25 protein-coding genes are annotated in these 23,160 nt (G+C 37.8%); 19 read left to right on the top strand and 6 right to left on the bottom strand.

The features are described from left to right. Window positions 1-132 precede the first annotated feature (132 nt). The 3 genes from BR30_RS0125715 to BR30_RS0125705 all read left to right on the top strand — a co-directional run bounded on the left by BR30_RS0125715 (window position 133) and on the right by BR30_RS0125705 (window position 2,701). Entirely contained in the window at window positions 133-1,065 is a 933-nt protein-coding gene (locus BR30_RS0125715) for a ketopantoate reductase family protein (protein ID WP_026567527.1), read from the top strand. 171 nt (window positions 1,066-1,236) lie between these two features. Further along, on the top strand, window positions 1,237-1,911 hold the full coding sequence (gene yyaC, locus BR30_RS0125710) for a spore protease YyaC (protein WP_231507810.1): 675 nt from the start codon (window positions 1,237-1,239) through the stop codon (window positions 1,909-1,911). 112 nt (window positions 1,912-2,023) lie between these two features. Continuing rightward, window positions 2,024-2,701: a GntR family transcriptional regulator gene (locus tag BR30_RS0125705; RefSeq protein ID WP_026567525.1), complete on the top strand. Its 678-nt coding sequence runs from the start codon at window positions 2,024-2,026 to the stop codon at window positions 2,699-2,701. Window positions 2,702-2,755: 54 nt separating this feature from the next. Here BR30_RS0125705 and nadX read toward each other — a convergent pair whose 3' ends face one another. Beyond that, window positions 2,756-3,562: an aspartate dehydrogenase gene (nadX, locus tag BR30_RS0125700; protein WP_026567524.1), complete on the bottom strand. Its 807-nt coding sequence runs from the start codon at window positions 3,560-3,562 to the stop codon at window positions 2,756-2,758. A 661-nt stretch (window positions 3,563-4,223) separates the two neighbouring features. Between nadX and BR30_RS0125695 the strand changes: the two genes are divergently transcribed. Both BR30_RS0125695 and BR30_RS0125690 read left to right on the top strand, forming a co-directional pair. Beyond that, on the top strand, window positions 4,224-5,663 hold the full coding sequence (locus BR30_RS0125695; protein WP_026567523.1) for a hypothetical protein: 1,440 nt from the start codon (window positions 4,224-4,226) through the stop codon (window positions 5,661-5,663). A 187-nt stretch (window positions 5,664-5,850) separates the two neighbouring features. Next, window positions 5,851-6,564, top strand: a complete 714-nt coding sequence (locus tag BR30_RS0125690) for an NAD(P)-binding domain-containing protein (RefSeq protein ID WP_026567522.1) — start codon at window positions 5,851-5,853, stop codon at window positions 6,562-6,564. A gap of 51 nt (window positions 6,565-6,615) precedes the next feature. Here BR30_RS0125690 and BR30_RS0125685 read toward each other — a convergent pair whose 3' ends face one another. Beyond that, a complete protein-coding gene (locus BR30_RS0125685; RefSeq protein WP_026567521.1) occupies window positions 6,616-8,001 on the bottom strand; it encodes a hypothetical protein in 1,386 nt (461 codons plus the stop codon). Window positions 8,002-8,591: 590 nt separating this feature from the next. Beyond that, on the bottom strand, window positions 8,592-8,927 hold the full coding sequence (locus BR30_RS0125675) for a hypothetical protein (RefSeq protein WP_026567520.1): 336 nt from the start codon (window positions 8,925-8,927) through the stop codon (window positions 8,592-8,594). 347 nt (window positions 8,928-9,274) lie between these two features. On the opposite strand from BR30_RS0125675, the gene BR30_RS0125670 reads away from it, so the two are divergent. From BR30_RS0125670 to BR30_RS0125615, 12 genes are all read left to right on the top strand, one after another. Further along, on the top strand, window positions 9,275-9,604 hold the full coding sequence (locus tag BR30_RS0125670; RefSeq protein ID WP_026567519.1) for a 2Fe-2S iron-sulfur cluster-binding protein: 330 nt from the start codon (window positions 9,275-9,277) through the stop codon (window positions 9,602-9,604). A 67-nt stretch (window positions 9,605-9,671) separates the two neighbouring features. Beyond that, window positions 9,672-10,436 (top strand): creatininase family protein, encoded by a 765-nt coding sequence (locus tag BR30_RS0125665; protein WP_026567518.1) that lies wholly within the window; start codon window positions 9,672-9,674, stop codon window positions 10,434-10,436. 246 nt (window positions 10,437-10,682) lie between these two features. Then, complete coding sequence (locus BR30_RS0125660; RefSeq protein WP_026567517.1) at window positions 10,683-11,414, top strand: iron-containing redox enzyme family protein; 732 nt, start codon at window positions 10,683-10,685, stop codon at window positions 11,412-11,414. A gap of 133 nt (window positions 11,415-11,547) precedes the next feature. Then, window positions 11,548-13,011 (top strand): aldehyde dehydrogenase family protein, encoded by a 1,464-nt coding sequence (locus BR30_RS0125655; RefSeq protein ID WP_035446126.1) that lies wholly within the window; start codon window positions 11,548-11,550, stop codon window positions 13,009-13,011. A gap of 31 nt (window positions 13,012-13,042) precedes the next feature. After that, window positions 13,043-13,522: a GlcG/HbpS family heme-binding protein gene (locus tag BR30_RS0125650; RefSeq protein WP_026567515.1), complete on the top strand. Its 480-nt coding sequence runs from the start codon at window positions 13,043-13,045 to the stop codon at window positions 13,520-13,522. 37 nt (window positions 13,523-13,559) lie between these two features. Beyond that, entirely contained in the window at window positions 13,560-13,727 is a 168-nt protein-coding gene (locus BR30_RS38185) for a hypothetical protein (protein WP_231507827.1), read from the top strand. Then, entirely contained in the window at window positions 13,651-14,235 is a 585-nt protein-coding gene (locus tag BR30_RS0125645; protein WP_442853002.1) for a chromate transporter, read from the top strand. Before BR30_RS38185 ends, BR30_RS0125645 begins: the two co-directional genes overlap by 77 nt. Next, a complete protein-coding gene (locus BR30_RS0125640) occupies window positions 14,232-14,762 on the top strand; it encodes a chromate transporter (RefSeq protein ID WP_026567513.1) in 531 nt (176 codons plus the stop codon). The genes BR30_RS0125645 and BR30_RS0125640 overlap by 4 nt, the downstream gene beginning before the upstream one ends. Before the next feature lie 42 nt (window positions 14,763-14,804). Then, window positions 14,805-15,506 carry a GntR family transcriptional regulator gene (locus tag BR30_RS0125635; RefSeq protein WP_026567512.1) on the top strand — a complete coding sequence of 234 codons (702 nt, stop codon included), beginning with the start codon at window positions 14,805-14,807 and terminating at the stop codon, window positions 15,504-15,506. Window positions 15,507-15,690: 184 nt separating this feature from the next. Further along, window positions 15,691-16,038 (top strand): 2Fe-2S iron-sulfur cluster-binding protein, encoded by a 348-nt coding sequence (locus BR30_RS0125630; protein ID WP_026567511.1) that lies wholly within the window; start codon window positions 15,691-15,693, stop codon window positions 16,036-16,038. Between the two features lie 388 nt (window positions 16,039-16,426). Then, window positions 16,427-17,200 carry an NAD-dependent protein deacylase gene (locus tag BR30_RS0125620; RefSeq protein ID WP_026567509.1) on the top strand — a complete coding sequence of 258 codons (774 nt, stop codon included), beginning with the start codon at window positions 16,427-16,429 and terminating at the stop codon, window positions 17,198-17,200. A gap of 34 nt (window positions 17,201-17,234) precedes the next feature. Then, window positions 17,235-17,873 carry a hypothetical protein gene (locus tag BR30_RS0125615; protein WP_231507808.1) on the top strand — a complete coding sequence of 213 codons (639 nt, stop codon included), beginning with the start codon at window positions 17,235-17,237 and terminating at the stop codon, window positions 17,871-17,873. Window positions 17,874-17,928: 55 nt separating this feature from the next. On the opposite strand, the gene BR30_RS0125610 is transcribed toward BR30_RS0125615, so the two are convergent. The 3 genes from BR30_RS0125610 to BR30_RS0125600 all read right to left on the bottom strand — a co-directional run bounded on the left by BR30_RS0125610 (window position 17,929) and on the right by BR30_RS0125600 (window position 20,991). After that, a complete protein-coding gene (locus tag BR30_RS0125610) occupies window positions 17,929-19,065 on the bottom strand; it encodes a CAP domain-containing protein (protein ID WP_026567507.1) in 1,137 nt (378 codons plus the stop codon). 252 nt (window positions 19,066-19,317) lie between these two features. Further along, window positions 19,318-19,995: a YdeI/OmpD-associated family protein gene (locus BR30_RS0125605; RefSeq protein WP_026567506.1), complete on the bottom strand. Its 678-nt coding sequence runs from the start codon at window positions 19,993-19,995 to the stop codon at window positions 19,318-19,320. 21 nt (window positions 19,996-20,016) lie between these two features. Then, the gene (locus tag BR30_RS0125600) at window positions 20,017-20,991 is read right to left on the bottom strand and encodes a 2-hydroxyacid dehydrogenase (RefSeq protein ID WP_026567505.1); all 975 of its coding nucleotides are present in this window, start codon (window positions 20,989-20,991) and stop codon (window positions 20,017-20,019) included. Window positions 20,992-21,220: 229 nt separating this feature from the next. Between BR30_RS0125600 and BR30_RS0125595 the strand changes: the two genes are divergently transcribed. Together BR30_RS0125595 and BR30_RS0125590 are read left to right on the top strand one after the other, a co-directional pair. After that, the gene (locus BR30_RS0125595; protein WP_026567504.1) at window positions 21,221-21,532 is read left to right on the top strand and encodes a MerR family transcriptional regulator; all 312 of its coding nucleotides are present in this window, start codon (window positions 21,221-21,223) and stop codon (window positions 21,530-21,532) included. Window positions 21,533-21,722: 190 nt separating this feature from the next. After that, on the top strand, window positions 21,723-22,913 hold the full coding sequence (locus BR30_RS0125590) for a MalY/PatB family protein (RefSeq protein ID WP_026567503.1): 1,191 nt from the start codon (window positions 21,723-21,725) through the stop codon (window positions 22,911-22,913). Window positions 22,914-23,160: the final 247 nt, after the last annotated feature.

Raw genomic sequence — 23,160 nt, 5'->3', positions numbered from 1 at the left:
GTTTTTATATTTTTTTTAATAAATAAGTTGAGATAAAATACTAGTATAAAAATAGTTGTGTAAACGAACTGAACCATTTAGAAAATTTTTTTACATACAGTAACAATTATGGGGAAAGGAATGAAATTCGTTATGGAGATAAAAAAGGTTTCTATCATTGGTTTAGGGGCATTAGGAATTCTATATGGACATCATTTATCAAAGAAAATGCCAAAAGCAGATATATGTATCATCGCAGATCAGGAGCGTATCCATCGATATGAATATGAACATGTTTTCTGTAATGGGGAACGCTGCGATTTCACTTACCTGACACCCGATGAATCATGCGAGGCGGCAGATTTGCTGATTTTCACGGTGAAATTTGATGGTTTAAAAGATGCGATTCAATCGGTTATGCATCATGTGGGTGAGCAGACGATTATATTATCTGCGTTAAATGGAATTTCCAGCGAGGCTTTGATTGGAGAAATCTATGGGGATGAACATATTTTATATTGTGTTGCCCAAGGAATGGATGCCGTTAAAGTGGGAAATCAGCTCACCTATGACCATATGGGTATCCTTTGTTTTGGAGAACGAGAACCTGGGGTAATTTCTGATAAAGTAAAGCGTGTTTCCGCATTTTTTGATAAAGTAGAACTTCCCTATGAGATTGAAACGAATATGGTGAAGCGTCAATGGGGTAAGTTTATGTTAAATGTAGGGGTCAATCAAACGGTGGCCGTCTATGAGAGTAATTATGGAGAGATTCAGCGTGATGGAGAAGCACGAAAGATAATGATTGGAGCGATGAGAGAGGTCATCAAGCTTTCTGAAAACGCAGGAATTCATCTAACAGAAGCTGATTTAGACTATTGGCTAAGTGTATTGGCCACCTTAAGTCCAGACGGAAAACCGTCAATGGCCCAAGATATCGAGGCTAAACGCCACAGCGAAGTAGAATTATTTGCTGGTACAGTCCTGCACCTAGCCCATCAATACGGTCTATCAACACCCATAAATCAGCAACTGTATGACCGAATTCGTATCATAGAAAGTCAATACGATGAAAATGGTGCCTGACACCCGTTTCTCAAAAATAATGGTGTCAGGCACTATTTGTTACAGAAATGTGAACTAGTCTGAATTTTTTTTGTAATTTTTATTAGCGTGGGTATGGAAGGTTTTATTCATGCTATCATAAAATATATGTAGATGCGTTAAATTCTCGAGAGAAGTGTAGGGGTCATGATGGTGGGCAAATGGACAGAAATAGGAAACTACAACTTGAGAAGAGGGTTGATGCTAATGTGGCCTTTTGACGGCAAGAAAAAGACGATGGATAAGTCAGCAAGGTCATGCTATTTTTCCGTAAAAGAGACCACAGAGGGAAATGAGTTTAAGGAATTTGTAAATAGACTGAAGGAAGTCATAAACAATACCTCTAGAGAAGTCATTTTCTTATGTGTGGGTTCCGACCGTTCAACAGGAGACTCACTAGGTCCGATAGTGGGAACGATGCTGAAAGAAACGGACCTTCCCTTCCCTGTATATGGCACCTTAGAAAAACCAGTTCATGCCTTAAATATTAACAAGATTTTGAAAGAAATTATTCAAACGCACAATGATCCGTTTATTTTGGGTATAGATGCTTGTTTGGGAGATGAGAGGCAAATTGGGTTTATTTTTTTAAAAGAAGGTTCATTAATTCCTGGAATGGCTGTCAATAAAAAGCTGCCACATGTGGGTGAATACCATATGAAGGCAGTGGTTAATTACCTAGACCCACTATCGCCCGTCAAATCTTTAAATAATACCAGATTATTTACGGTCATGACGATTGCTGAAGTGATGACAAAGATTATTACGCAAGCCGTTGTAGGAGAGGCTTCATTTGGTCATAAACCAGCTGAAAATCTTCGTAGATAGTAAAGTGCTTACAAACTATTTTTATATTGGAAATTCCGACCAAAGAATTTGATGTTTATAAATAGAGTGAGTTATAATTGGTTCAATGTATACCTAGAAAGAGGGAGAAACTGTGGGGAATAATTGGGCCGAGGAAGATTTAATATCCTTACGCGAAAGGGTCTTTATTCATATCAAGGACCTTATTTTAGAGGGTGAATTTAAGACAGGTGATCGTTTAGTGGAACGGGAATTAGCTGAACGATTAAATATTAGCAGGACACCTATTCGTGAAGCGTTATTTAGATTAGAATCTCAAGGGTTTGTCAAAACTGTTCCAAGAAAAGGTGTTATTGTAGCTGATATTTCTGAAAAGGAAATTATTGAAGTATTTACAATTCTTTCATCGCTTGAAGTTTTGGCAGCCAAATTAGCTGTTCAGAAGTTGGACGATGAAACCAAAAGTAAGTTCGTCGAGTACAGTAAAAGGGTGGAAGATTGTTTACAGCATAAAAATGATCAAGATTTCTCCAATTTACATGGTGATTTGAATCATCTCTTATACAGCTCGGCAAAAAATGCCAAGCTCTATGAAATATTAAGCGGCTTATCGGATTATATTCGCGCCTTTGCCAAGACAGGGTATAAAAATCCGGGCCGTCCAGTACAGTCGATGGAAGAACACTTACGAATTATGGAGGCTATTATTAATCAAGAACAAGAAATGGCCGAGTATTTGACGAAAATTCATATTGAAAATTCCCGAAAAGCGTATATTGAGGCAGTCACTCAAGGAAAAGAGAAGAAATAAAAAGAGAAACTCCATCCCTTTCAGGGTGGAGTTTCTCTTTTTGTCGTCAAGGTATTATACACCGATCACCACAGATGTCGTTAGGTTTTGCAACACTTTTGCAACACTCATGGCGACAATCGGGCTCGATTTAGGATTTTCCGTATATGGATTGTTTTGTATAGTGGTTTCCATTTGCCCAAAATAGCCTTTGGCTACTATGGTATGAGTGTTCATTTGAATGGTCGGGTCTACATACACTTCAACCTTCGTTTCATCAAAGCCCACACCTGCAAGGCTTAGCGCAGCGGATACATTTACATTTTGAGGAAATAATTTTGCTGCATTTCTGGCAGTGCCTTCGAAGATACAAAAAGGATCTGTAATTGTTTCTAAATCAACTTTTTCCTCCGCAATCGTTCCATACCAACTTTTAGGAGGCTTCCTTGTAATCAGAGTAATTTCATCGATTTCACCTAACACCCCAGCAGCAATACGATCCAAACCTGCGATGGCTCCTGATGGGATAATCATTTGTTTTTTGTATTTTCTAGCTGCCTCCTGTAAGGACTCATAAAAATCTCTATCTGCTAATGCACCGACGGAAAGGATAATTAAATGACTTCCCGTGGAAATGGCCTTTTCCCCATATAGTTGAAGGGCATGGTGCCCGGCTGCTTCAATGATAATATCTAAATCTTGGTTAAAAAAAACATCTTCATTCATAGTGACAGTACACTGATCTGGTGATTTGTCCAAAGCACCTAGCGGAGTTCTAACTAAAATGGATTGAAGGACGACATTTCCAGCTTGTCCTGACTCAATTAATTCGCTAACACCTTTTCCAAGTGTTCCATATCCAATGATTCCAACTTTAAGCATATTTGTTCACCTCGGGATTATATTATTTAGCTGCTATTCAAGAAAACTATCAAACTATGTATAAAAAAAATTTATTGTATACCGTATACCGATAATTTAATATATTTTAGCCGATTAAACCAATAAAATCAATAGTAATCTGATGAATATAAATAAACTTCTAAATTTTCAAAATAGTTTGCAATGGGTAGAGAATAATGGTATATTATTTTCAACCTTATAATAAACAAGGTGTACATAGTGTAAAGGGGTTGGTATTTAGTATTCCTAAAATAACATTCTACTAAAAATTAGAACATAATCTGTAAGCGCATTCAAAACGTTATGTAGAGTGATTGTTTTTAGGAAGTAGAAAAAAGGATGTTAATGAAGGTTTCTTTCATTTAGTATTCAGTTTTAAGCAGTCATTTGAAAAATCTTTTATAAAAACATGGTATACAATCTACAGTATTCAAAATATAATCTCTCGAAAATTTTTTTAATGAATCATGCCATTTTTTATCTTTTTAGGGATTAAGAAAAGAACACCAGAAGTAGAGGATATACACCATGATAAAAATCCTATTTTAACGTTTATTCCTCTCCTACGATCTTTTCCCATATTTAAAGGAAATCTTTCGCGACACGGTTTTAAACTATTTTAAAACAACGGAGGGGAAATATGGAATTAACAGCAGCCCATTGGGTCTATCTAGTTGTCACTGTAGCCGTTATTATTATCATGCTTTTTAGAAAAGGTGTTGTTTTACCACTTATAGTTGGTACCTTTATAGTAGCAGCCGTGTATAAAGGGAGCTTGATTGGCGGTTTTCAAGCCGTTTTTAATGCCAATCTCGTTGCCGCTAAGGAACTATTTAGTATTTTCCTAATCATTTCCATCATGATCGGTCTTCTTAATTCCTTGAAAGATTTAGGTGCAGATAAAAGGATGGTCGTGCCGATTCAAAAAATAATGGTAAATGGACACGTTTCTTATTTAGTGTTAATGGTTACGACGTTTGTGATTTCACTCTTTTTCTGGCCAACCCCAGCTGTTCCATTAATTTGTGCTTTATTAGTACCTGCTGCAGTAAGTGCCGGATTGCCAGTCATGACCTCAGCAATGGTTATTGTTATTGCTGGACAGGGTATGGCCCTTTCATCAGATTATATTATGCAGGTAGCCCCAATGTTAAGTGCGAAAGCAGCCGGAATTGATAAAGCCTTAGTTTCAGATAAGGCTTTCATTCTTTCTCTCATTACTGGTATTAGTGCTCTTGCGATTGTGTATGCCACACATAGAAAAGCGATTACCAAAAAATCTGTTAGTGAAAACAATAATGAAAAAGCATTCTTCCAAGTTACCGAGGAGCTTGCTGCTACAGTAGAAGAAACTGCTGAAGTAATCAAGGTAAAAGAAAAATGGGGAAAAATCTTTGCTATCATAGTGCCTTTAGCAATGCTAGGTGTAATGATTTTTATGGTCCAATCCAAAATTGGCGGTGGAGCTGGATTCGAGGGAGGCGATGGTGCTGCCTTTATCGGTGGGGTTGCTACGATTCTCTTAGTATTAGCGACGATCGCTTTTAACCGAATTCATGCACTTGATAAAATCAGCGAACATATTACGGAAGGTTTTGTATTCGCTTTCAGAGCCATGGCTCCAGTTATTCCGATTGCAGGTTACTTCTTTATGGGAAGTGGAGACTTTTCTGCGCAGATTCTTTCCTTAGGTGAAGATGCAGCTAAACCAGGCTTTCTATTTGATTTAATCCAAGCGGGTCAAAATTATATTCCTCACAGCCCAATTATTGCAGCATTTAGTATCTTAATCGTTGGTATCATTACCGGATTAGATGGTTCTGGGTTTGCTGGACTTCCGTTAACGGGTGCTCTATCTGGTGCCATTGGACCTGGAAGTCACATCGATCCTTCCGTACTTGCAGCTATTGGTCAAATGGGTGCAGTGTGGAGCGGCGGAGGTACATTGATTGCCTGGTCGTCACTTGTTGCGGTTGCAGGCTTCTTACAGATTTCACCGTTAGAGCTGGCGAGGAAGAATTTCTTCCCAGTTATTACCGGACTTTTCCTTGCAACGATCTTGGCGGTTATTATCTGGTAAATAAACTGTATTCTTCAAATTACCTTAACATTAGACTAGATAGAATTAGGGGTCGCTAATAAATAAAGGGCTATCTTAAAAGTCAGCAGCAAACTGATTTTTTAAGATAGCCTTATTATTTGTCGTTTAATTAATCGTTATCTTAAAATGACTGCCGACATAGGATGAGAGGGAGAGGGGATAGAAAATGAAACAACAAAGGATTGGTTTAGTAGGGCTCGGTAAATTAGGGACAGCCATGATGACCCATTGGGATAAAAAACAGATTGCAATTGGAGTTTATCATCCGGTGCAAAAGAAAGCAGAAAACTTTCTGAAAACGTTTCAAGGTGGCTTCAATCTAACAGAAAGTGAATTGAAGGATGTCGATATCTTAATCTTAGCATTACCCGCGACGGAGGTTATTCCATTTATCACCTCGTTAAAATTGGAAAGCCATACTTCTCATACACCTATTATCATTAATATGGCAACGAACCTTCCTACCAATCAAATAATGGTCCAGTTTCCCCACTTAAAGATCCATGGGGTCAAGTATATGGGACATTCAAAGGATTTATTGGAACATGGAAATGGATTATTTATTACAGAATCAGCGTTACCAAAAACAGTTGGAGAACTTTTTCACGAATTTGGTAAGGTAATGGTCGATAGTGAAAGTTGTTTAACGGAAGTAAACAAATTAGCGACGTATTTTGCAATAAAGGCAGCACTAACGATTGAGGCTGAATTTGTGAACAGAGGATTATCACCAGAATACCTAAAGAGAGCATTAACATCGTTAGCACCTGAAGTGATACGATCGTATAGTGAGGGAAGTCTTGGTCACTTTGCGAAAGAAATTGTAAAGGAAGTTAAAGCAGAAAAATCTACTGAAATTGCTGATCGTAAAGCCACTTAAATGGCTAAAGGTGTCAATCCATCGATTGACACCTTTTCTTCTGCACTATTATTAAGATAAAAATAATTGTAAAACAAATAGATACAACATAACACAACCGATATATATGCTTGCGAAGGAAAGATTCCAGTTCGACACCTTATAGGAGCTTTCCTTAACGATACTTGACATTAGCCCTAACGTGGCATTATATGGACCAACTAGAAAAGCAGAGACAGCCCCTGCTAACATCGCCACTGTCAAGATATGTGGAGAAATCCCAACAACCTCTGGGTTCAACCCTTCGGTCATTAATGCTAGTGATACAGCAGGATGCAGGCCTAAAAAGGCTAAAGCCAGCGGGATTAATGGCAGTAAAATCAAAAAGATCTCAACACCAGCAAAATTGATAAACTTATTGACCCAGGCATCAAGCCAGACATTTGCATGTGATATGTTAATGGTTGAGATGAAAAACCCTGCTGATAAGTAGATGAAGAATTGATCCTTCATACTTACAGAGAAGGTTTTTAAATGATTGAGCAAATGGACACCGAACTCTTTACCCTTTTTTAAGAAGAGGGACCAGGTGAACGAAAATGGGATAACCATTAATGATACTAATATTAAAAATGGATAAGGAAACTTTGATTCTACTAAAGAAATTACAACATTAAAAATGACGATCGCCAGTAGTATTTGTAAGACTCTCCTCGAACGATTGGCTGGATCGTTTGTTTCTAAGGTAGCAGCGGTTTCGTGGACGGATAGGTCCTGTTTGTTATGGATCATAATATTTGCTCTACGTGAGCCAATATACCAATCCACACCTACTCCCATGATGCTTAAAGGAATAACATATGGAAGAATCGATACCCAGCTGACTCCTGTCATCGTGATCACAATCCCGACAATCGGGGTAACAGGGGCCCAAAGTAATGGCATCGCAAATCCGCGTGTAATCGCTCTGCTCATAAACCGCTCTTTATTCTCAACGGGAATCACATCTAATGCAGGCCTAATCGAGTAATATGTCATTGGTAAGGTAGCCAGATTCATAAAAATACTAAAAAAATACGAAATGCCAGACGTGATCATATACAGTTGCCCTGAGGTTTTTACTCTCTTTGTAATCATACTTTGTATGCCGCCGCTATACCCGCCTAATTTTATAGGAATCCCTAATATCGGAATCAGCGTAAACATGGTAAGCAAGTCCAGCATCGGTCCGAAAGAGAGGATGTATTGCTGCCAAGAGGCTCCGCTAGTCGATAGTAAGACCACTCCAAATAGTAAAAATGTACCTCCTAAAACTTGAACAAATCGCTTCGCTTGAATTATGGTAACAAGGACAATCAAAAGACTTAGCGAGGAAATCAGGATACCAAGATGGAGCCCGGGTAAAAGTACAGAGAATAAATACATTAAAATAACGATAAAAAACATATATCTCAGCATATCAACACCCTATCTCTTTAAAATGGTATACCAAATATATCTTAAAAACTTGAAAATGTCACAAATTCGCCATGAATAAAGAATTAATTTGGTATTTGGTATACAAAATACTTGTTTTTTTGTTCTTGCCATTATAAAATTACAGTATCAAATAACTCATTAATAGGGGGCTTATCCATGTTTAAGTTTCTATTTAGTTCTAAAAGTGCAGCAGAAAAAGCTGAGAGAAAATTAGCTTCACTAAGAAAAACGCTTAAATTTTAACCTTACACATTCAACCGCTACGACCATGTGGCGGTTTTTTGTTTGTAGGAAATTATATAATAATCTATGGTGAATAAATTGAAATAGGTTCTCTGAATCCAGCTCCAGCGCCCAGCGGCTAGTGTACTTCGCTCTCCGCCCTACGATAAGTCAACATCGAATCGACTTGAGCTCCGTGTTTCCTTTATCTCGGTTGGAGCGCTCCAGTCCATACGCCGCTAAACGGGCGCTTGCGCTTTTTGTTTTTAAAAGTATAAAATCCGGAGAGAAATCGGTGTCTCTCCGGATTTTAACTTTATGGAGCCAGCAAATACCACGTAATTTTTTTATACGGCTGCTTCAGTTGATTTTACCAATTTGGAGTTTACAGAATCTTGACTGTTTCCAGAAGCTTTGACAATCTCATTTAATTCCTCACGAGCAGCTTCAAGAGTATCAAACTTTTCAAAAAACTTGACAGCAATCTGATTGACATATTCCTTTCCTTCATAACTCTCGAATAATTGGATTTTAATCGTTTCGTCTATAACTTCAGCAATTGTATATTTCGCCTTTAAACTATCAAAGAAATAGAAATGGTAGGTTTCAACTGGTTTTAACCCGTCGTTTTCAAGAATCGTTTGGAAAGTATCCTTATTTGTTAGTACTATATATTTCCCCATTTAGAACACTCCTTAAAGTAATTTATTTGTCCTATTCAAAACATAAATCAAGTAAGTATGCGTTTTTGTTTCCCTAAGTATCGGAACCAATGAGATTAAGTTTTTTCTGTACCCACCTCCGCGGAATATTGTATACCAAACTCTTAAGAGTATTTTATCGTATGGAATTAAAATGTTCAAGGGCATATTCTAAATATTTAAATAATTCCTTGTGTAGTTGCTAGAATAAGAGCCTAACTTCAAAAAGATTTATCTTTTTTAAAATTCTAGTTTGCTTCTCTATCCAAAAAATTGTATACTTCAGAAAAGTATCAAAATTTTTAGAAAAAACAGAAAGGGGTAACAATATGCCTAAAGTAATCCTTCATGTGGATGGAACGACAATCGAACAAGAGGTTAAAGATAATGCCAATTTAGTTGTTTTGGCTGGTACACGCCAACTTCCAAAACTAAAGTATGGCTGTGGAATGGGGCGCTGCACGAAATGTACATGTATCGTAGTGAATGGATCTGAAGGGCTGGCACCGCCGAATTGGAAAGAAGAAAAAATGCTTGGTGATAAGGTGAAAGAGGGATACCGGTTAACGTGCCAAATGACCATTAAAGAGGATATTGAAATTTCGCAAGAAAATATTTCAGTTCAGCCCCCGAAGAAGCAATCAGTTATCCAATCTTAATAGGGAATGTGTTTTTATTTTTTAAAACGGTATACAAAATACAATAAGCTTAAGTAGGTGAGTACTCATGGATTGTTATGATTTAACCAGTATGACATGGAAAGAAGTAGAAGAAGCATTGAAGACGGTTCAATTAGCTATCATACCAATCGGCGCTCATGAACAGCACGGCCCGCATATGGTTGAAAGCTGTGATGCTGTTTTAGCTGAAAGGATGGCCAAGAAACTAGGACAAAAAATGTTTCCATATGCATTGGTGACACCAACTGTTAATATGGGTGTTTCTCAGCATCATTTGAATTTTCCGGGAACGATCTCCTTGGAGCCGACCACATTAATTGCGGTGTTAAAGGATATAGTTTCATCATTGAAGCATCACGGGATTGAAAAGTTTTTATTTTTAAATTCACATGGTGGCAATCAGTCGACGCTAAATGTGGCCTCGATGATGTTATCAAAAGAACTGGATGTAGAAATCTATTATGCAAAAACGACTGCCTCTGCTAAAAAGGCAATTAAGGAAAATGTTACTTCTACCTTATTTGGTCATAGTTGTGAACGCGAAGTTTCGGAAGCGCTTTATTTAGCTCCTGAACTTGTCCGTCTCGAAAAACTAGAGAAAGGTGATATACAAGAAGAGGGTAGATGGAAGCAGCTTCGGCCTGGTAAAGCGATTCAAGGATTTTATTATTATGAAGAAATGACGAATAATGGATGCATTGGCGATGGCACAAAAGCTAGCTGGGAAATTGGCCAGCAAATCGTAGAAGAAGCATTAGATAATCTATCAAAAGAACTATACACATTGTTAGATTTGAAAGTGAATGTCTAGTAATAATCTTAGTTTTTTAAAAAAGAAAAATAATCTTTAAAAAATTCTAAAAATTATATTTACAAATAAACAATATCTTGGTAGTATAAACGTAAGGTATACCAAATCAATAGTTTCACAAAAAAAGAGAGCACTGGAAAGGGAAAAAATCCACAATCTTTTTATTTTTAAACTAACTTGGTATACAAAATATCAAATACCAATATAAGATTGGATACCTACATAAAATTAGAGGAGGAATTTCAGTTGACAGAATTATTATCTAAAGATGAATTTCGCAGACAATTAGAGGAAGCAATTAAAGGTAACCATAGCCAGAAGGCTGCATTTACAGTAGCTTGGGCAGAGGGCAAACTAGAAAGAAAACACTTTGCTAGTTGGGCTGAAAACCACTACCATTATGTAGGGCCATTCGCTGATTACTTAGCGTATATTTACCACAATACTCCACAAGATCCAAAGTTTGCAGCTGCAAAAGATTTCACTCTTCAAAATATGTATGAGGAAGAAATCGCAGCAGATCGTCACACTGATTTATTGATTCGATTTGCGGAAGCATGCGGTACGACTGCAGAAAGAATTATTGATCCTAACAATATGGCTCCAACAACATTAGGTCTTCAAAGCTGGTGTTTTGCGGTGGCAGCACGTGAGAATTTTGTTGTAGCAACTGCAGCTCTTGTTGTTGGATTAGAATCACAAGTTCCTGATATTTACCGGAAGCAAACTCCTGCTTTACGTGAAAAATACGGATTTACAGATGAAGAAATTGAATTCTTTGACTTACACATCGTTTCAGATGAGATCCATGGTGAGCGCGGATACAAAATTGTTCTTGACCACGCTGACACCCCAGAATTACAACAACGCTGCTTAGAAGTTGTTCGTACAGGAGCAAAAATGCGCCGTATGTACATGGATGGACTTTGGAAAGAGTATATTGAAAAAGATTTAGGTGCTCTTGTAGAAACAAAGTAAATAGAAAAATGGAAGCGCTATTATCGGCCGTCATATTAATCTTGTAATCTAAGGTTTAAGTGACGGCCATTTTTATAGGATCATATTTTCTAATAATTGTTGGGAACTTAATAAATGAAAAAAGGTGATAGTAGTGATTACTACAAAAGTAGAGACATTCAATAATTATATCAATGGAGAATGGCAGGAATCGGTTAGTAATAAAACATTTTTTAGTGTGAACCCGGCAAATACCGAAGATCTTGTAGGTGAATTCCAAGCTTCAAATGAACAGGATGTAAAACTAGCGATTGAAGCGGCCAAGAATGCGTTTCCTAGCTGGTCCCAAACAGCTCCATCCAAACGTGCAGCGATCTTAAATCAAGCTGCCAGTATTCTCGAGCAAAATGTTGCCTCTTTGGCAGAAGAGTTAACAAGGGAAGAAGGCAAGCATGTCGATGATGCTAAGAATGAGGTATTACGTTCTGCGCAAACCCTCCGTTATTATGCAGTAGAAGGGCAAAGTTTTACAGGGGAAACCTTTCCAAATGATGATGCAAACATGAAAGTTTCAACGGAAAGAGAACCACTCGGAGTTGTCAGTGTCATTACTCCATGGAACTTTCCGCTTTCTATTCCGGCCCGAAAAATCGCTCCCGCTTTAATCACGGGGAATACGGTTGTTTTTAAACCTTCCTCTGATACTCCATTGATTGCTTTTCGTCTAGTTGAAGCACTAGATAAGGCTGGCATTCCTAAAGGCGTGATTAACTTTGTTACGGGAAAAGCATCAGATGTCGGCGATCTATTGGTCACTCATCCAGCTGTTAGAGCTGTCACATTTACAGGTTCAACTGCGGCAGGTGAAGACATTCATAAAAAGGCAGGCTTTACAACCCGGACGCAAATGGAACTGGGCGGGAAGAACCCCCTTATTGTTATGGGTGATGCCGATCTCGACCTTGCCGCCACTTTGACGGTAAACGGGGGCTTTTCATTAACAGGGCAGGCATGTACAGGAACAAGTCGTGTTATTGTCTTGAACAGCGTAAAAGAGGCATTTGTTCAAAAACTCGTTGAAAAGACTAGCGCACTAAAAGTTGGGAATGGTTTTGAAACTGGTGTGAAAATTGGGCCGCTTGCCAACGAAAAACAATTGAAAAATGTCTTAAAGTATATTGAATTCGGTAAGGAAGATGGCGCTGAATTGGTCTATGGCGGTGAGCAAATATTATCTGGAGATTTCGAAAAAGGATACTATGTTCAGCCGGCTATTTTTACGAATGTAAAAGCGAATTCACGGATTGCAAAAGAAGAAATCTTTGGCCCGGTGGTGGCTGTGATTGAAGTAGATACATATGAAGAGGCCATCGCTGTTGCGAATGATGTCGAGTATGGTTTGTCTGCTTCGATTGTGACCAATAATCTTAAAATCGCTAATCAATTTACCAAAGATATCCAAGCGGGGACAGTTAAGGTTAATCGTACCACGACTGGAAACTTAATGAATGCACCATTTGGAGGTTTGAAAAAATCAAGTACCTCTACCTTCCGTGAATCAGGAAGAGTGGGCTTAGAGTTCTTTACGCAATTAAAAACGGTCTATATGGGCTATTAATTATAATACGATATATAAAGGAGAACCGGATATGAAGTCTGTATTAAAAATTGAACTAGAAGAAGCAAAGTTGATGATTGAGGCAGCGAAGAAAAAATCAGAAGAGATTAATGTCTTTGAAACAATCGCCATTGTTGATGATGGTGGAAACCTAATTGCGCTTGAGCGCATGAATGGCGCGCGTATTACTGGTCCAGAAATCTCGATCGCGAAAGCTTACACAGCTGCTGGCCACAAACGCTCCACCCATTTGTTTAACAAGGAACCTAATGGACCAGCGCTTCCTGGAAATGAAGCCTTCGGAATTCAACAAATGCTGCCAGGGAAGTTTGCCATTTTTGTTGGCGGGTTCCCAATTGTCGTCAATGGTGAAGTGGTAGGTGGAATTGGTGTAAGTGGCGGAAACGGAGAGCAAGATACTGCCGTGGGTACCGCAGCACTTCAAGCATTGCAAACCTATCTAGAAAGCGATGGTCTGGAAGTAATTACTGCAGCCGATATAAAAAAATAAGAAAAACCGGACCTCATTCATGTATGTTTTTCGCAGAATGAGGTCTATCTTAATCTATGCTTCTATTAAAAAAGGGGTAAAAATGTTATATTGGTATAAAAAAGGGGGAGAATCAACTGAAAACATATCTGGAGTTAGCTATTGGATTTGCCCGCACCGGTGTGACTGGGTATGGGGGCGGACCCTCGACTATACCGTTGATTGAATTTGAAGCTGTGAAAAAATACAAGTGGATGAACGAACAAGAATTTGTAGAAACCCTTGCATTAGCTAATACCTTGCCAGGACCGATTGCCACAAAAATGGCTGCATATATCGGTTACAAGGTGAAGGGGTATTTAGGGGCAACCGTGGCCATTCTTACCCACATTCTGCCTTCCATTGTTGCAATGATTGCCTTATTGGGTGTGCTTTATTCCTTTAAGGAATCACCGATTGTCAGCGGAATGGTTCAAGGGGTTACACCCGTGATTGGATTTATGTTGGTGGAGATGGCCTACCGATTTTTTCAAAATGGCCGCAAAGGCCTAGGTTTTCCAATCATGCTCACGCTTTCGATCGTTACATTAGTTATTGTTCAGTTCCTTGGAGTACATCCAGGTATCCTAATTGCGGTATTTCTCATCGCTGCCTTTATCATAGCTGATCGAAAGGAAAAAGCGGCAAAAGCTTCAGCTGAGATGCTTCTTCGGAGAAAGGAAAAAAGTTCATGATTTATTTGCATATTTTTTGGTCTTTTTTTATTGCTAATTTATTGGGATACGGCGGTGGTCCAGCAACGATACCATTAATTCAAAACGAAGTAGTCAACCATTACCATTGGATGAAGCTCTCCGAGTTTGGGGATGTCTTAGCGATCGCAAATGCCCTGCCAGGACCGATTGCCACAAAAATGGGGGGCTATATTGGTTATCAACTGGGGGGAGTTCTTGGTGCAACGATTGCTCTAATTGCAACCATCCTACCTTCTGCACTGGCCGTTATTTTACTTTTTAAATTTATCAATCTATTTAAAGGCTCTCCAAAAGTTGCGCTTATGACAAAGTCTGTTCAGCCGATTATTTTCATTTTACTTGCTGTGATGGCGTATCAATTCTTTTTAACAGCTTATGAAAAAAGTGGTCTTTTTCACTTAGTCTTATTAACTGTAGTTAGTTATTTTGCCTTAATAAAAATAAAAATGCACCCATCCCTGTTAATTGTTTGCTGCTTAGTTTATGGTGGAGTTTTTCTTTCGTAAGACGGAAAGTTTAAAAATAAATAAAATGAGCGGGTGGAAGTTATGGATTTAAGATGGGAGGAAAACAATCTTTTATCGATTCGTGAGCATGCATATAACTATTTAAAGGAAATGATTCTTGAGGGCGAATTAAAAGCGGGCGACCGGTTAATTGAACGAGAACTGGCTGGGAAATTAGGCATCAGCCGGACACCGATTCGAGAAGCCATGTTCCGCTTGGAATCCCAAGGTTTTGTAAAAACAGTTCCCAGAAAAGGTGTCGTGGTCTCGAATATATCCGAGAATGAAGTCATCGAGGTATTTACAATCCTTGCCTCATTAGAAGTCCTTGCCGTTAAATTGGCCGCGGGGCGGATGGATAAAGAAACACAACTAGAATTAGATCAAAAGATCAAAGAACTAATGATGTTAAGAGATCAAGCAGAAGAAAATTTTAATCTTGAACATATCGAAATGAATCGTCTCATTAATAAAGCATCAAAAAGCCCTAAATTATATGAGATTCTCTCAGGTCTGATTGACTATATACATATGGCTGCAAATATGGGATATGAGACACCAGGCAGAAGAAAAGAATCATTAAAAGAACATATAGATATCATGAAAGCCTTGCGAGATAAAGAAGCGGAAATGGCTGAATATTTAATGAGGATTCATATTGAAAACTCGAAAAAAGCTTATATCACTTATATTGAAAATATAAAACAAAAGCTTAACAAAAAGGAAAAGTTGATGTCCACTTGATCCATTCTAGAAAAGATTTCGGGGCGTGCTTTCATCAATGTTAATGACCACACCGTCTCCTCGATGTGGTCTAAAATTTACCTTTTTTAAAAAATGAAAAAATTTAAAATATTTATATTGTCTGATAATTTTAAATATGGTACATTGTATACCAAGAAGATAAAATAAAGGGAGGATACGAGGCATGCCAAAAATAAATTTCATTAACAGCAATAAACAATTAGAGGTACCAGAGGATTCGAATATTTTAAGGATGTCCCTTCGTTATGATGGAGAACTCCCAAATCGATGTGGTGGAGGAATTTGCGGCAACTGCGTCTTTAAAACAGAAGAAGGTGCCGAATTCCTAGATAAAGTTAAAGTTCAGGAAAGAAGAAAATTAGGGGAAGAATGGTTAAATGAAGGGTATCGTCTCGGCTGTCAAACCTTCGTAACAAACGGTGACATTTCGATTTCTTGGGATGATGCTTTTACAGAAGTGGTCAAAAAAAGAAAGCCAGATAAAATTCAAAAAGAAGTTTCAACTATTTAGTAAGCGAAGAAATAAAAATTCCTATTCGGGGTGAGATCATGTGGGCCTGTGATAAACATATGAAAGAAATTCTAACCTTCTTAGAAACTCCCCATATTAGTAAAGCTTCTTATAAAATTAAATGTTCACTATGTGATAATCACGCACTTGCAAAAATCTATTACACACATAAACCATTACATTTGAAAAAAAATAAAAAGTTACGTGCGTTTGCGTAGCATCTATAATGCCTGCCCCCCAGTACTTTAAAATTATGTAAGGTAGTGGGGAGCAGGCACGAAATCAAAAAGCGATGAGTTTATGACTCATCGTTTTTCTATGTAGTAAAATAATATAAATTAGATTCATTAACATGTTTGAGAAACACAAAAAAAGGAGAGGTGACCTGATGGAAAATAATCAGTTCGATATATGTGTGGCCCTAATCAAAAATGCAAAGAACATTGTTGTGCTTACTGGTGCCGGAGTAAGTACAGAATCAGGCATTAAGGATTTTCGTTCAAGGACTGGAGTTTATCAATTGGCACCTGAATATATTCTTTCGCTTGATTATTTTTATCAAAATCCAAAAGAGTTCTACCAATTTGCATTCGACAATCTTTATCATCCGGACGCTATGCCAAATGCAGGACATGAAATCTTGTCAAAGTGGGAAAGAGAAGGGAAAGTTTCTCATATTATTACCCAAAATATTGATGGACTTCATCAAAAAGCAGGAAGTAAAAGCGTGATTGAATTTCATGGAACAATGAAAACAGCCACTTGCTTACATTGCAATAAAAGTTACACGACCGAAGAAATGCTAAATCGTTTTCAGAACATGAATGAATTTTATATGTGTGACCATTGCGATACCCGTCAAAAGAGAGAACGTTTCATAAAACCGGATGTTGTTTTATTTGGTGGTACAGGTAAATGGTTTACGGTTGAAGGGTTTAATAAGATTTTACATACGATTGAGGAGGCAGATTGTCTATTGGTGTTAGGAACGAGTCTTAAGGTCACACCATTTTCAACATTCCCTCAATATAGAAGGAAAAGCACTCCATTGATTATAATTAATATAGGTGATACTCCATATGACACGGATCGAAATACATTCGTCATTCCTGAGTCGATTGGGAAGTCCTTGTCCCTATTGGATGAACAACTAAGCACCTGAGTTAAAAAATTAACAAAAAAAGTTGGTGGGAATGGTGAGTGAAAGTAAGCAGTATGTGTGGTATGCAAGTTATGGTTCAAATCTTAATAAGGATCGGTTCTTATGCTATATCAAGGGCGGGAGTCCAGCGGGGTCCTCAAGAGTGGAGACAGGCTGTAAAGATCAATCACTGCCGATTGCAGAGTCTTCTTTTATATTCAATTATCCGCTTTACTTTGCAAAAGAGGCAGCTGGGTGGCAATCTCAAGGTGTGGCCTTTATAGGATTAAAGCAAGGAGAGGATTCTCTCACTTATAGTAAAAAATATTTAATCACCAGCGAACAGTTTTTAGATGTGGTGAAACAGGAGAATAGTGGGAAAATCTTCGAAATAGATTTAAACGAGGTAAAAGAGAAAGGGTCAAGAATATTTCGCCACCATGCTTGGTATGGAAATATTATTTATCTTGGTGAGGGTAAGGGGTATCCCATTTTCACCTTCACTGCCCCTTGGGAACAAGATGAAGTAGAAATGAAGAAGCCATCCCATAATTATTTAGCCACTATTATTAAAGGGTTAAAAACAGACTATACGAACGAAGAAATCATTCAATATCTTCAAAATAAACCAGGTATACGAGGTTTCTATTCGGATGAAGAATTAACTAGAGTTATTGCAGACACGGAATCTTAATAGCTTACTAACGACAAAACCTTCCTAAGTGACTAGGAAGGTTTTGTGTTTATCATTATTTTGCAAAGAAATTTTCCGTATAGTAGGGTTGTGATTCATTATTAAATGCAACGCCCACCCCTAAATACTCATAACCTTTACGCAAGATATTTTCCCGGTGCCCAAGTGAGTTCATTAATCCTTCATGGGCGAAAATGCTGCTAAATTGGCCATAGGCCAGGTTTTCGCCTGCCAAATGAAAGGTGATATCGTCTTCTTTCATCCGATCAAACGGAGATTGTCCTTTAAGGTTGGTGTGATCAAAGTACTGATGGACCGCCATATCGGTGCTATGCTTGCGTGCCGTTTCGCGAACATGCTCATCCCATGTCAAAACAGGCAGTTGATGATTGACCCGTGCGGCATTTGTCAAATCAAATAACTGATATTCAAAGCCTTCTTTTAAAGCTGAATTCCCTTTTGTGTAGAAATCCGTTTTTCCCTCTTCAAAGTCTTTGTTGATCAATTGAATGGCGGTAACAGTATTATTTTCATGCTTATCATAAAAGACGGTTACATAGGTTCCCTTTACTAAAAACAAATCATTATCGCTATTTTCCTGCAGCTGATAAACGGTGAATCCTTTTTGAATTTTGGTTAAGGGCTCCCCAAGTTTTTCTCGGACGATTTTCTTCGAGCTTCCGAGTTTAATCCCGTTCGTTGAAGCAATTAAATCTTGGTTGGTATACAAACCGGCAGCTTTGTTATTTTTGTCATACATGACCATAAAGAAATCATGATAATTCTGGTGATAGCTATACCAATCCGTCCCGTATTCATTAAAGGATTTTCGGTTTGCATTTCCTAAATCATGTTCAATATCTTCTTTTAGATTGCCAATTTCAACATTATGAATTGAAAATACTTGTTCAGTAGGAATGGTCAACTCAACTTTTTCTTTCTGCTGTTGAGGTTGTTGTTTAGGAAGTGGACTATCTTTCAATTGAAAGCCTAGCTGTTTCCCTAGTTGTTGAACTTTTTCGGAAAAACTATTAAGTGTCTCTGCTATTGCAGTGTTGTCTTTGATATTTATTACAGACTGAACGGAATCAACGGTCTTTTCGATATCGCCTTTTTCCAATTTTTCGTCTATGACAGGGAGTGAAAATTTAAATAAAAGAATAAATGAGATGATTGCCAGAAATCGTACCATGTTCGTTTCCTCCATTTCTATTAGAATTGTAGCCAATTTAAAGAAAATGTATAAGTAATATGCTTGAGGGGAATGATATTTGGGTTTATTTGGAGGTTTACTGGCGGATAGGCAGTGGTTACTAGCGGATAAGTGGAAATTACTGTCGGATACGCTGTGTTTACTGGCGGATAAGCACCATTTACTGGCGATAGCATTGTTTACATCATTTAACAATCAAAAACCCCCCTACTTGTTAAGAAGGGGGCAAACTTATTTCTGTTTCCTTCGATATAAATCCATTGTTTTATAGTCTTCACCCAGCACTGTTTCCATTTCCAGCAATCGTTTTTCATGGGTTTCTTTCCGTTTTGCACTGAAAACATAACGGGCCCAATCCTTTTGATAGCCAAACGTTAATTGATTAAAGGACGCCAGCAACTCTTCATTCCGGTGTAAATACTGCTTAATATCGTCGACATGAACAATATAGTCGTCCACACATTGACTAGATTTGCTGCTAGCGGCTTTTTCCGCCTTCTTTGGAGTTGATTTCAACCCAACAACGGTAAACACATCATTTAGACTAACCATTCTGGAAAACTTAATGTCACTTCCAAGTGTATAGCCCTCTTCATCCATCGCTACTACCTCAAACAAACTGTCTCGTTCGATGTATTCTTGATATTTTGGATTTTTCTTTTTGGGATAGGCAAAGAATACATATCCATTTTTTTCGAGTAATTGATTGTTAATCACTGACTGAAGTTGCTGGGAAAATTCCTCTAAACTAAAAACGAAATTAAAGATTAGATCATATTTTTCTTTATTAGGTGATGAATCATAATCTAATCCATTCAATTCATCTAAATCTTCAGGTTTGTTAAGAACCAGTTTTCGATCATACTTATTTAAATTTAGTTTTTCAACAATCGTTTTTGGTGAGTTCATGGGTCTATCTCCTTTGTGAAATTAATCCAATACCTCAGGATTAACAAGATTTTTCGGTCGTTTCCCCGTTAGTCCTGCTTCTAAATTCTCAACAGCAAGTTTGGCCATTTTAAGTTCCGTTTCGTGGGTTGATGATCCAATATGCGGGGTCGTTACCACATTGTGAAACTGCAGCAAAGGATGATCCGTTCTGACTGGTTCAATTTGGAATACGTCTAATGCTGCTCCATGGATTTCGTTGGTTCGTAACGCTTCAATTAATGCATTTTCATCCACTGTTTTTCCGCGCGAACCGTTTACGAAAATTGCTGAATTTTTCATCAATTTAAATTCGCGTTCTCCCATTATATTTTCAGTTTCAGGTGTGAGCGGAGTCATTAAACAAACAAAATCGGATTCCATAAGTAAGGTATCAAATGAAGAGTAAACAGCGTTGTATTTTTCTTCAGCTTCAAGGTTCCGAGTGCGGTTGTAGTATAGAACGTTCATGTCAAAGCCAAAATGCCCGCGTTTTGCAATTAATGAGCCGATTTTCCCCATCCCAATAATACCTAATGTTTTATGATGAACATCAACGGCATATTCTTTCCTAGTTAGATGTTGATTCCACTTTCCTTTCTTCACGAATTGGTCTAATTCGGGGATGCGTCTTGCTGCTGCAATGAGGATGCCGAAAATCGCATCAGCCGTAGTGTCCTCAAGTACGCCTGGTGTGTTTGTGCCCATAATACCGCGCTTGGTCATCTCTTCGAGGGATAGATTATTAAAACCTGTCGAGTTATTAGAAACAATTTTTAAATTTGGAGCTCGGTCCAATAATTCTTTATCGACTGGGAGCGCGAGTCCCACAATTCCTTCAGCATTCTTAAGAGCATGCGCAAAAGCGAGGTCTGTTTTGGGATTGATCCGTTCAAAAATTTCTACGTCGAAATGATCTCTTAAACGATCTAGCGTTTCAGAGAATTCAAAGTTATAAGCAAGTATTTTTCTTTTCATAAGGAATGTGTCCTTCTCCTTCTGTATGTAGGAATATATTTCTAAAGTGACATAGAATTTTTAACGAGTCAACTATTTATATTGCTGCTTCTAATTTTTATTATGGTAAAAATTTATATAAAAAGGAATTTATTGTTTCACTTTATAACATCCTGTGTTAGAATATGTAACATTAGAATTGTTAAACAATTCACATTTTTAAAAATAAACAAAATAGGCAGGTGGTATCTTGGAAAATGAAAACCAATCCTATCGTGAACAAAAGGTTATCACGATAGGAATTGTGACAGAATTGACGGGTCTAACAAGCAGACAAATCCATTATTATGAAACACGAAAGCTTATTTTTCCAGACAGGACCCCAAATGGGACACGGAAATACTCATTTGCGGATATTGAAAGACTAATAGAAATTGCAGAAAAAATTGAAGAAGGGGTCCAAACGATGGAAATTCGCAGAGATTTCTCCAAAAAGGAAAAGCGTAAGATGATTATTGGTCAAATCAATTCCCATTTTAATCGGAACGGGCCAATAAAATAAAATTTGTAATTTGCAGGAATGAGCAGTGCTAACGGAGGCCTGCTCTTTTTTGTGTCATCGCAGATATTAATAAAAAATTTATCCTTCCAGATTTTTAATCACTTCTTTTTATCGCTATAATTAGAGTAATCAATGGAAATTTTTATAAGTGAATCATTTAAAGAAATGAAAAATAGAAGGGTGTATGTAAATGAAGTATAACTTTGATGAAGTTGTTAACCGAAGAGGAACCTATTCAATTAAATGGGATGGAGGGGAGCTTCTTAAACAGATTGGGCTGACAGAACGATATGATGAAGAAACGATTCCATTATTTACAGCGGATATGGATTTACCAGTACCCCAGCCCTTAGTAGATGCTTTACATAAGACAGTCGATCACCGAATTTTCGGCTATACTATTTTTCCAAAAGAGTATTATGAAGCCATTCAGCATTGGTTTAAAAAGAGACATGATTGGGAGATTCCGCAGGAGGAAATCAGTTTTAGTCCTGGAACCGTCCATGCCTTAAATGTGGCTGTCAAAGCTTTAACCAATCCAGGAGATGGCATCATTATCCAACGTCCCGTGTATCCACCGTTTACTTCCGCAATAGAAGCCAACGGTCGAAAAGTAGTGAATAATGCCCTTAAAGCAAATAGTGAAGGGTACTTTCAAATTGATTTTGCTGATTTTGAAGCGAAAGCAAAAGAAGAAACAACCAAAATGTTCATCTTATGCAACCCGCATAATCCAACAGGAAGAGTGTTTACTCAGGATGAATTAAGGAAATTAGCCGATATTTGTGCGGAACATGATGTCCTCATTGTTGCCGATGAAATTCATGGCGATTTAGTTCGTCGAAATCAGACGTTTATTCCAATCGCCAAGGCTTCTGAACATCGTGATCGGATTATTACTTTTACAGCAATCAATAAAACATTCAATGTCGCCGGACTTCATTGTACGAATGTGATTATCTCGAATCCAGAACTTAGAAATACTTTTAATAAGGTTATGGGTATGCACTTACCATCTCCTTTTACTGTTTCAGCTTTGATTGCTGTCTATAATGAAGGAGAAGACTGGTTAGAACAGTTGAAGGACTATATTGATGGGACCATGGAATGGGCTGTTACGTTTTTAGCGGAGAAAATGCCGAAAGTTAAGGTGAGAATTCCAGAAGGAACCTATATTTTGTGGATGGATTTTAGCGATTATGGCCTCTCTCCTGAAGAAATCCATGATCGCATTTATAACAAAGCGAATGTACTGCTTGAAGATGGAAAGATGTTTGGTGAGGAAGGGTTACAGTGGCAAAGAATTTGTATCCCGTCACCAAGACCACTTATACAGGAAGCGTTTGAAAGAATTGCAAGAGAGTTTGAAGACCTAAGATGATGGAGTAGGAAGGGAATTAGTAAGATTCTATTGAATGGTCCCCAAGTGAGAAGCAGAAGGTAACATGCTCCATAGTAGGAAGTCTGGAATATTCCAGGCTTCTTTTTATCTTTCCGCTAATTTAAAATTCTGTAGGTTTTTATATTATTTGAAAGAGAAACTTTTTGTCCTAATTTTTTTGGTGAGGAAATATATATTAGGGCGGGACAAAATATTGACATGGAGGACATCTTTTTTTGGAAATCCA

It is taken from the genome of Bacillus sp. UNC41MFS5 (genome assembly GCF_000686805.1).
This window is presented reverse-complemented; position numbering and strand designations above follow the sequence as displayed.

What these genes read in the sequence shown, in the direction of transcription:
- BR30_RS0125690 (WP_026567522.1), top strand. Translation starts at nt 5,851, where the DNA reads ATGAAACAACAAAGGATTGGTTTAGTAGGGCTCGGTAAATTAGGGACA.
- BR30_RS0125675 (WP_026567520.1), bottom strand. Translation starts at nt 8,927, where the DNA reads ATGGGGAAATATATAGTACTAACAAATAAGGATACTTTCCAAACGATT.
- BR30_RS0125685 (WP_026567521.1), bottom strand. Translation starts at nt 8,001, where the DNA reads ATGCTGAGATATATGTTTTTTATCGTTATTTTAATGTATTTATTCTCT.
- BR30_RS0125665 (WP_026567518.1), top strand. Translation starts at nt 9,672, where the DNA reads ATGGATTGTTATGATTTAACCAGTATGACATGGAAAGAAGTAGAAGAA.
- BR30_RS0125605 (WP_026567506.1), bottom strand. Translation starts at nt 19,995, where the DNA reads ATGAACTCACCAAAAACGATTGTTGAAAAACTAAATTTAAATAAGTAT.
- BR30_RS38185 (WP_231507827.1), top strand. Translation starts at nt 13,560, where the DNA reads ATGAGGTCTATCTTAATCTATGCTTCTATTAAAAAAGGGGTAAAAATG.
- BR30_RS0125630 (WP_026567511.1), top strand. Translation starts at nt 15,691, where the DNA reads ATGCCAAAAATAAATTTCATTAACAGCAATAAACAATTAGAGGTACCA.
- BR30_RS0125715 (WP_026567527.1), top strand. Translation starts at nt 133, where the DNA reads ATGGAGATAAAAAAGGTTTCTATCATTGGTTTAGGGGCATTAGGAATT.
- BR30_RS0125620 (WP_026567509.1), top strand. Translation starts at nt 16,427, where the DNA reads ATGGAAAATAATCAGTTCGATATATGTGTGGCCCTAATCAAAAATGCA.
- BR30_RS0125610 (WP_026567507.1), bottom strand. Translation starts at nt 19,065, where the DNA reads ATGGTACGATTTCTGGCAATCATCTCATTTATTCTTTTATTTAAATTT.
- BR30_RS0125590 (WP_026567503.1), top strand. Translation starts at nt 21,723, where the DNA reads ATGAAGTATAACTTTGATGAAGTTGTTAACCGAAGAGGAACCTATTCA.
- BR30_RS0125670 (WP_026567519.1), top strand. Translation starts at nt 9,275, where the DNA reads ATGCCTAAAGTAATCCTTCATGTGGATGGAACGACAATCGAACAAGAG.
- nadX (WP_026567524.1), bottom strand. Translation starts at nt 3,562, where the DNA reads ATGCTTAAAGTTGGAATCATTGGATATGGAACACTTGGAAAAGGTGTT.
- BR30_RS0125650 (WP_026567515.1), top strand. Translation starts at nt 13,043, where the DNA reads ATGAAGTCTGTATTAAAAATTGAACTAGAAGAAGCAAAGTTGATGATT.
- BR30_RS0125640 (WP_026567513.1), top strand. Translation starts at nt 14,232, where the DNA reads ATGATTTATTTGCATATTTTTTGGTCTTTTTTTATTGCTAATTTATTG.
- BR30_RS0125635 (WP_026567512.1), top strand. Translation starts at nt 14,805, where the DNA reads ATGGATTTAAGATGGGAGGAAAACAATCTTTTATCGATTCGTGAGCAT.
- BR30_RS0125695 (WP_026567523.1), top strand. Translation starts at nt 4,224, where the DNA reads ATGGAATTAACAGCAGCCCATTGGGTCTATCTAGTTGTCACTGTAGCC.
- BR30_RS0125600 (WP_026567505.1), bottom strand. Translation starts at nt 20,991, where the DNA reads ATGAAAAGAAAAATACTTGCTTATAACTTTGAATTCTCTGAAACGCTA.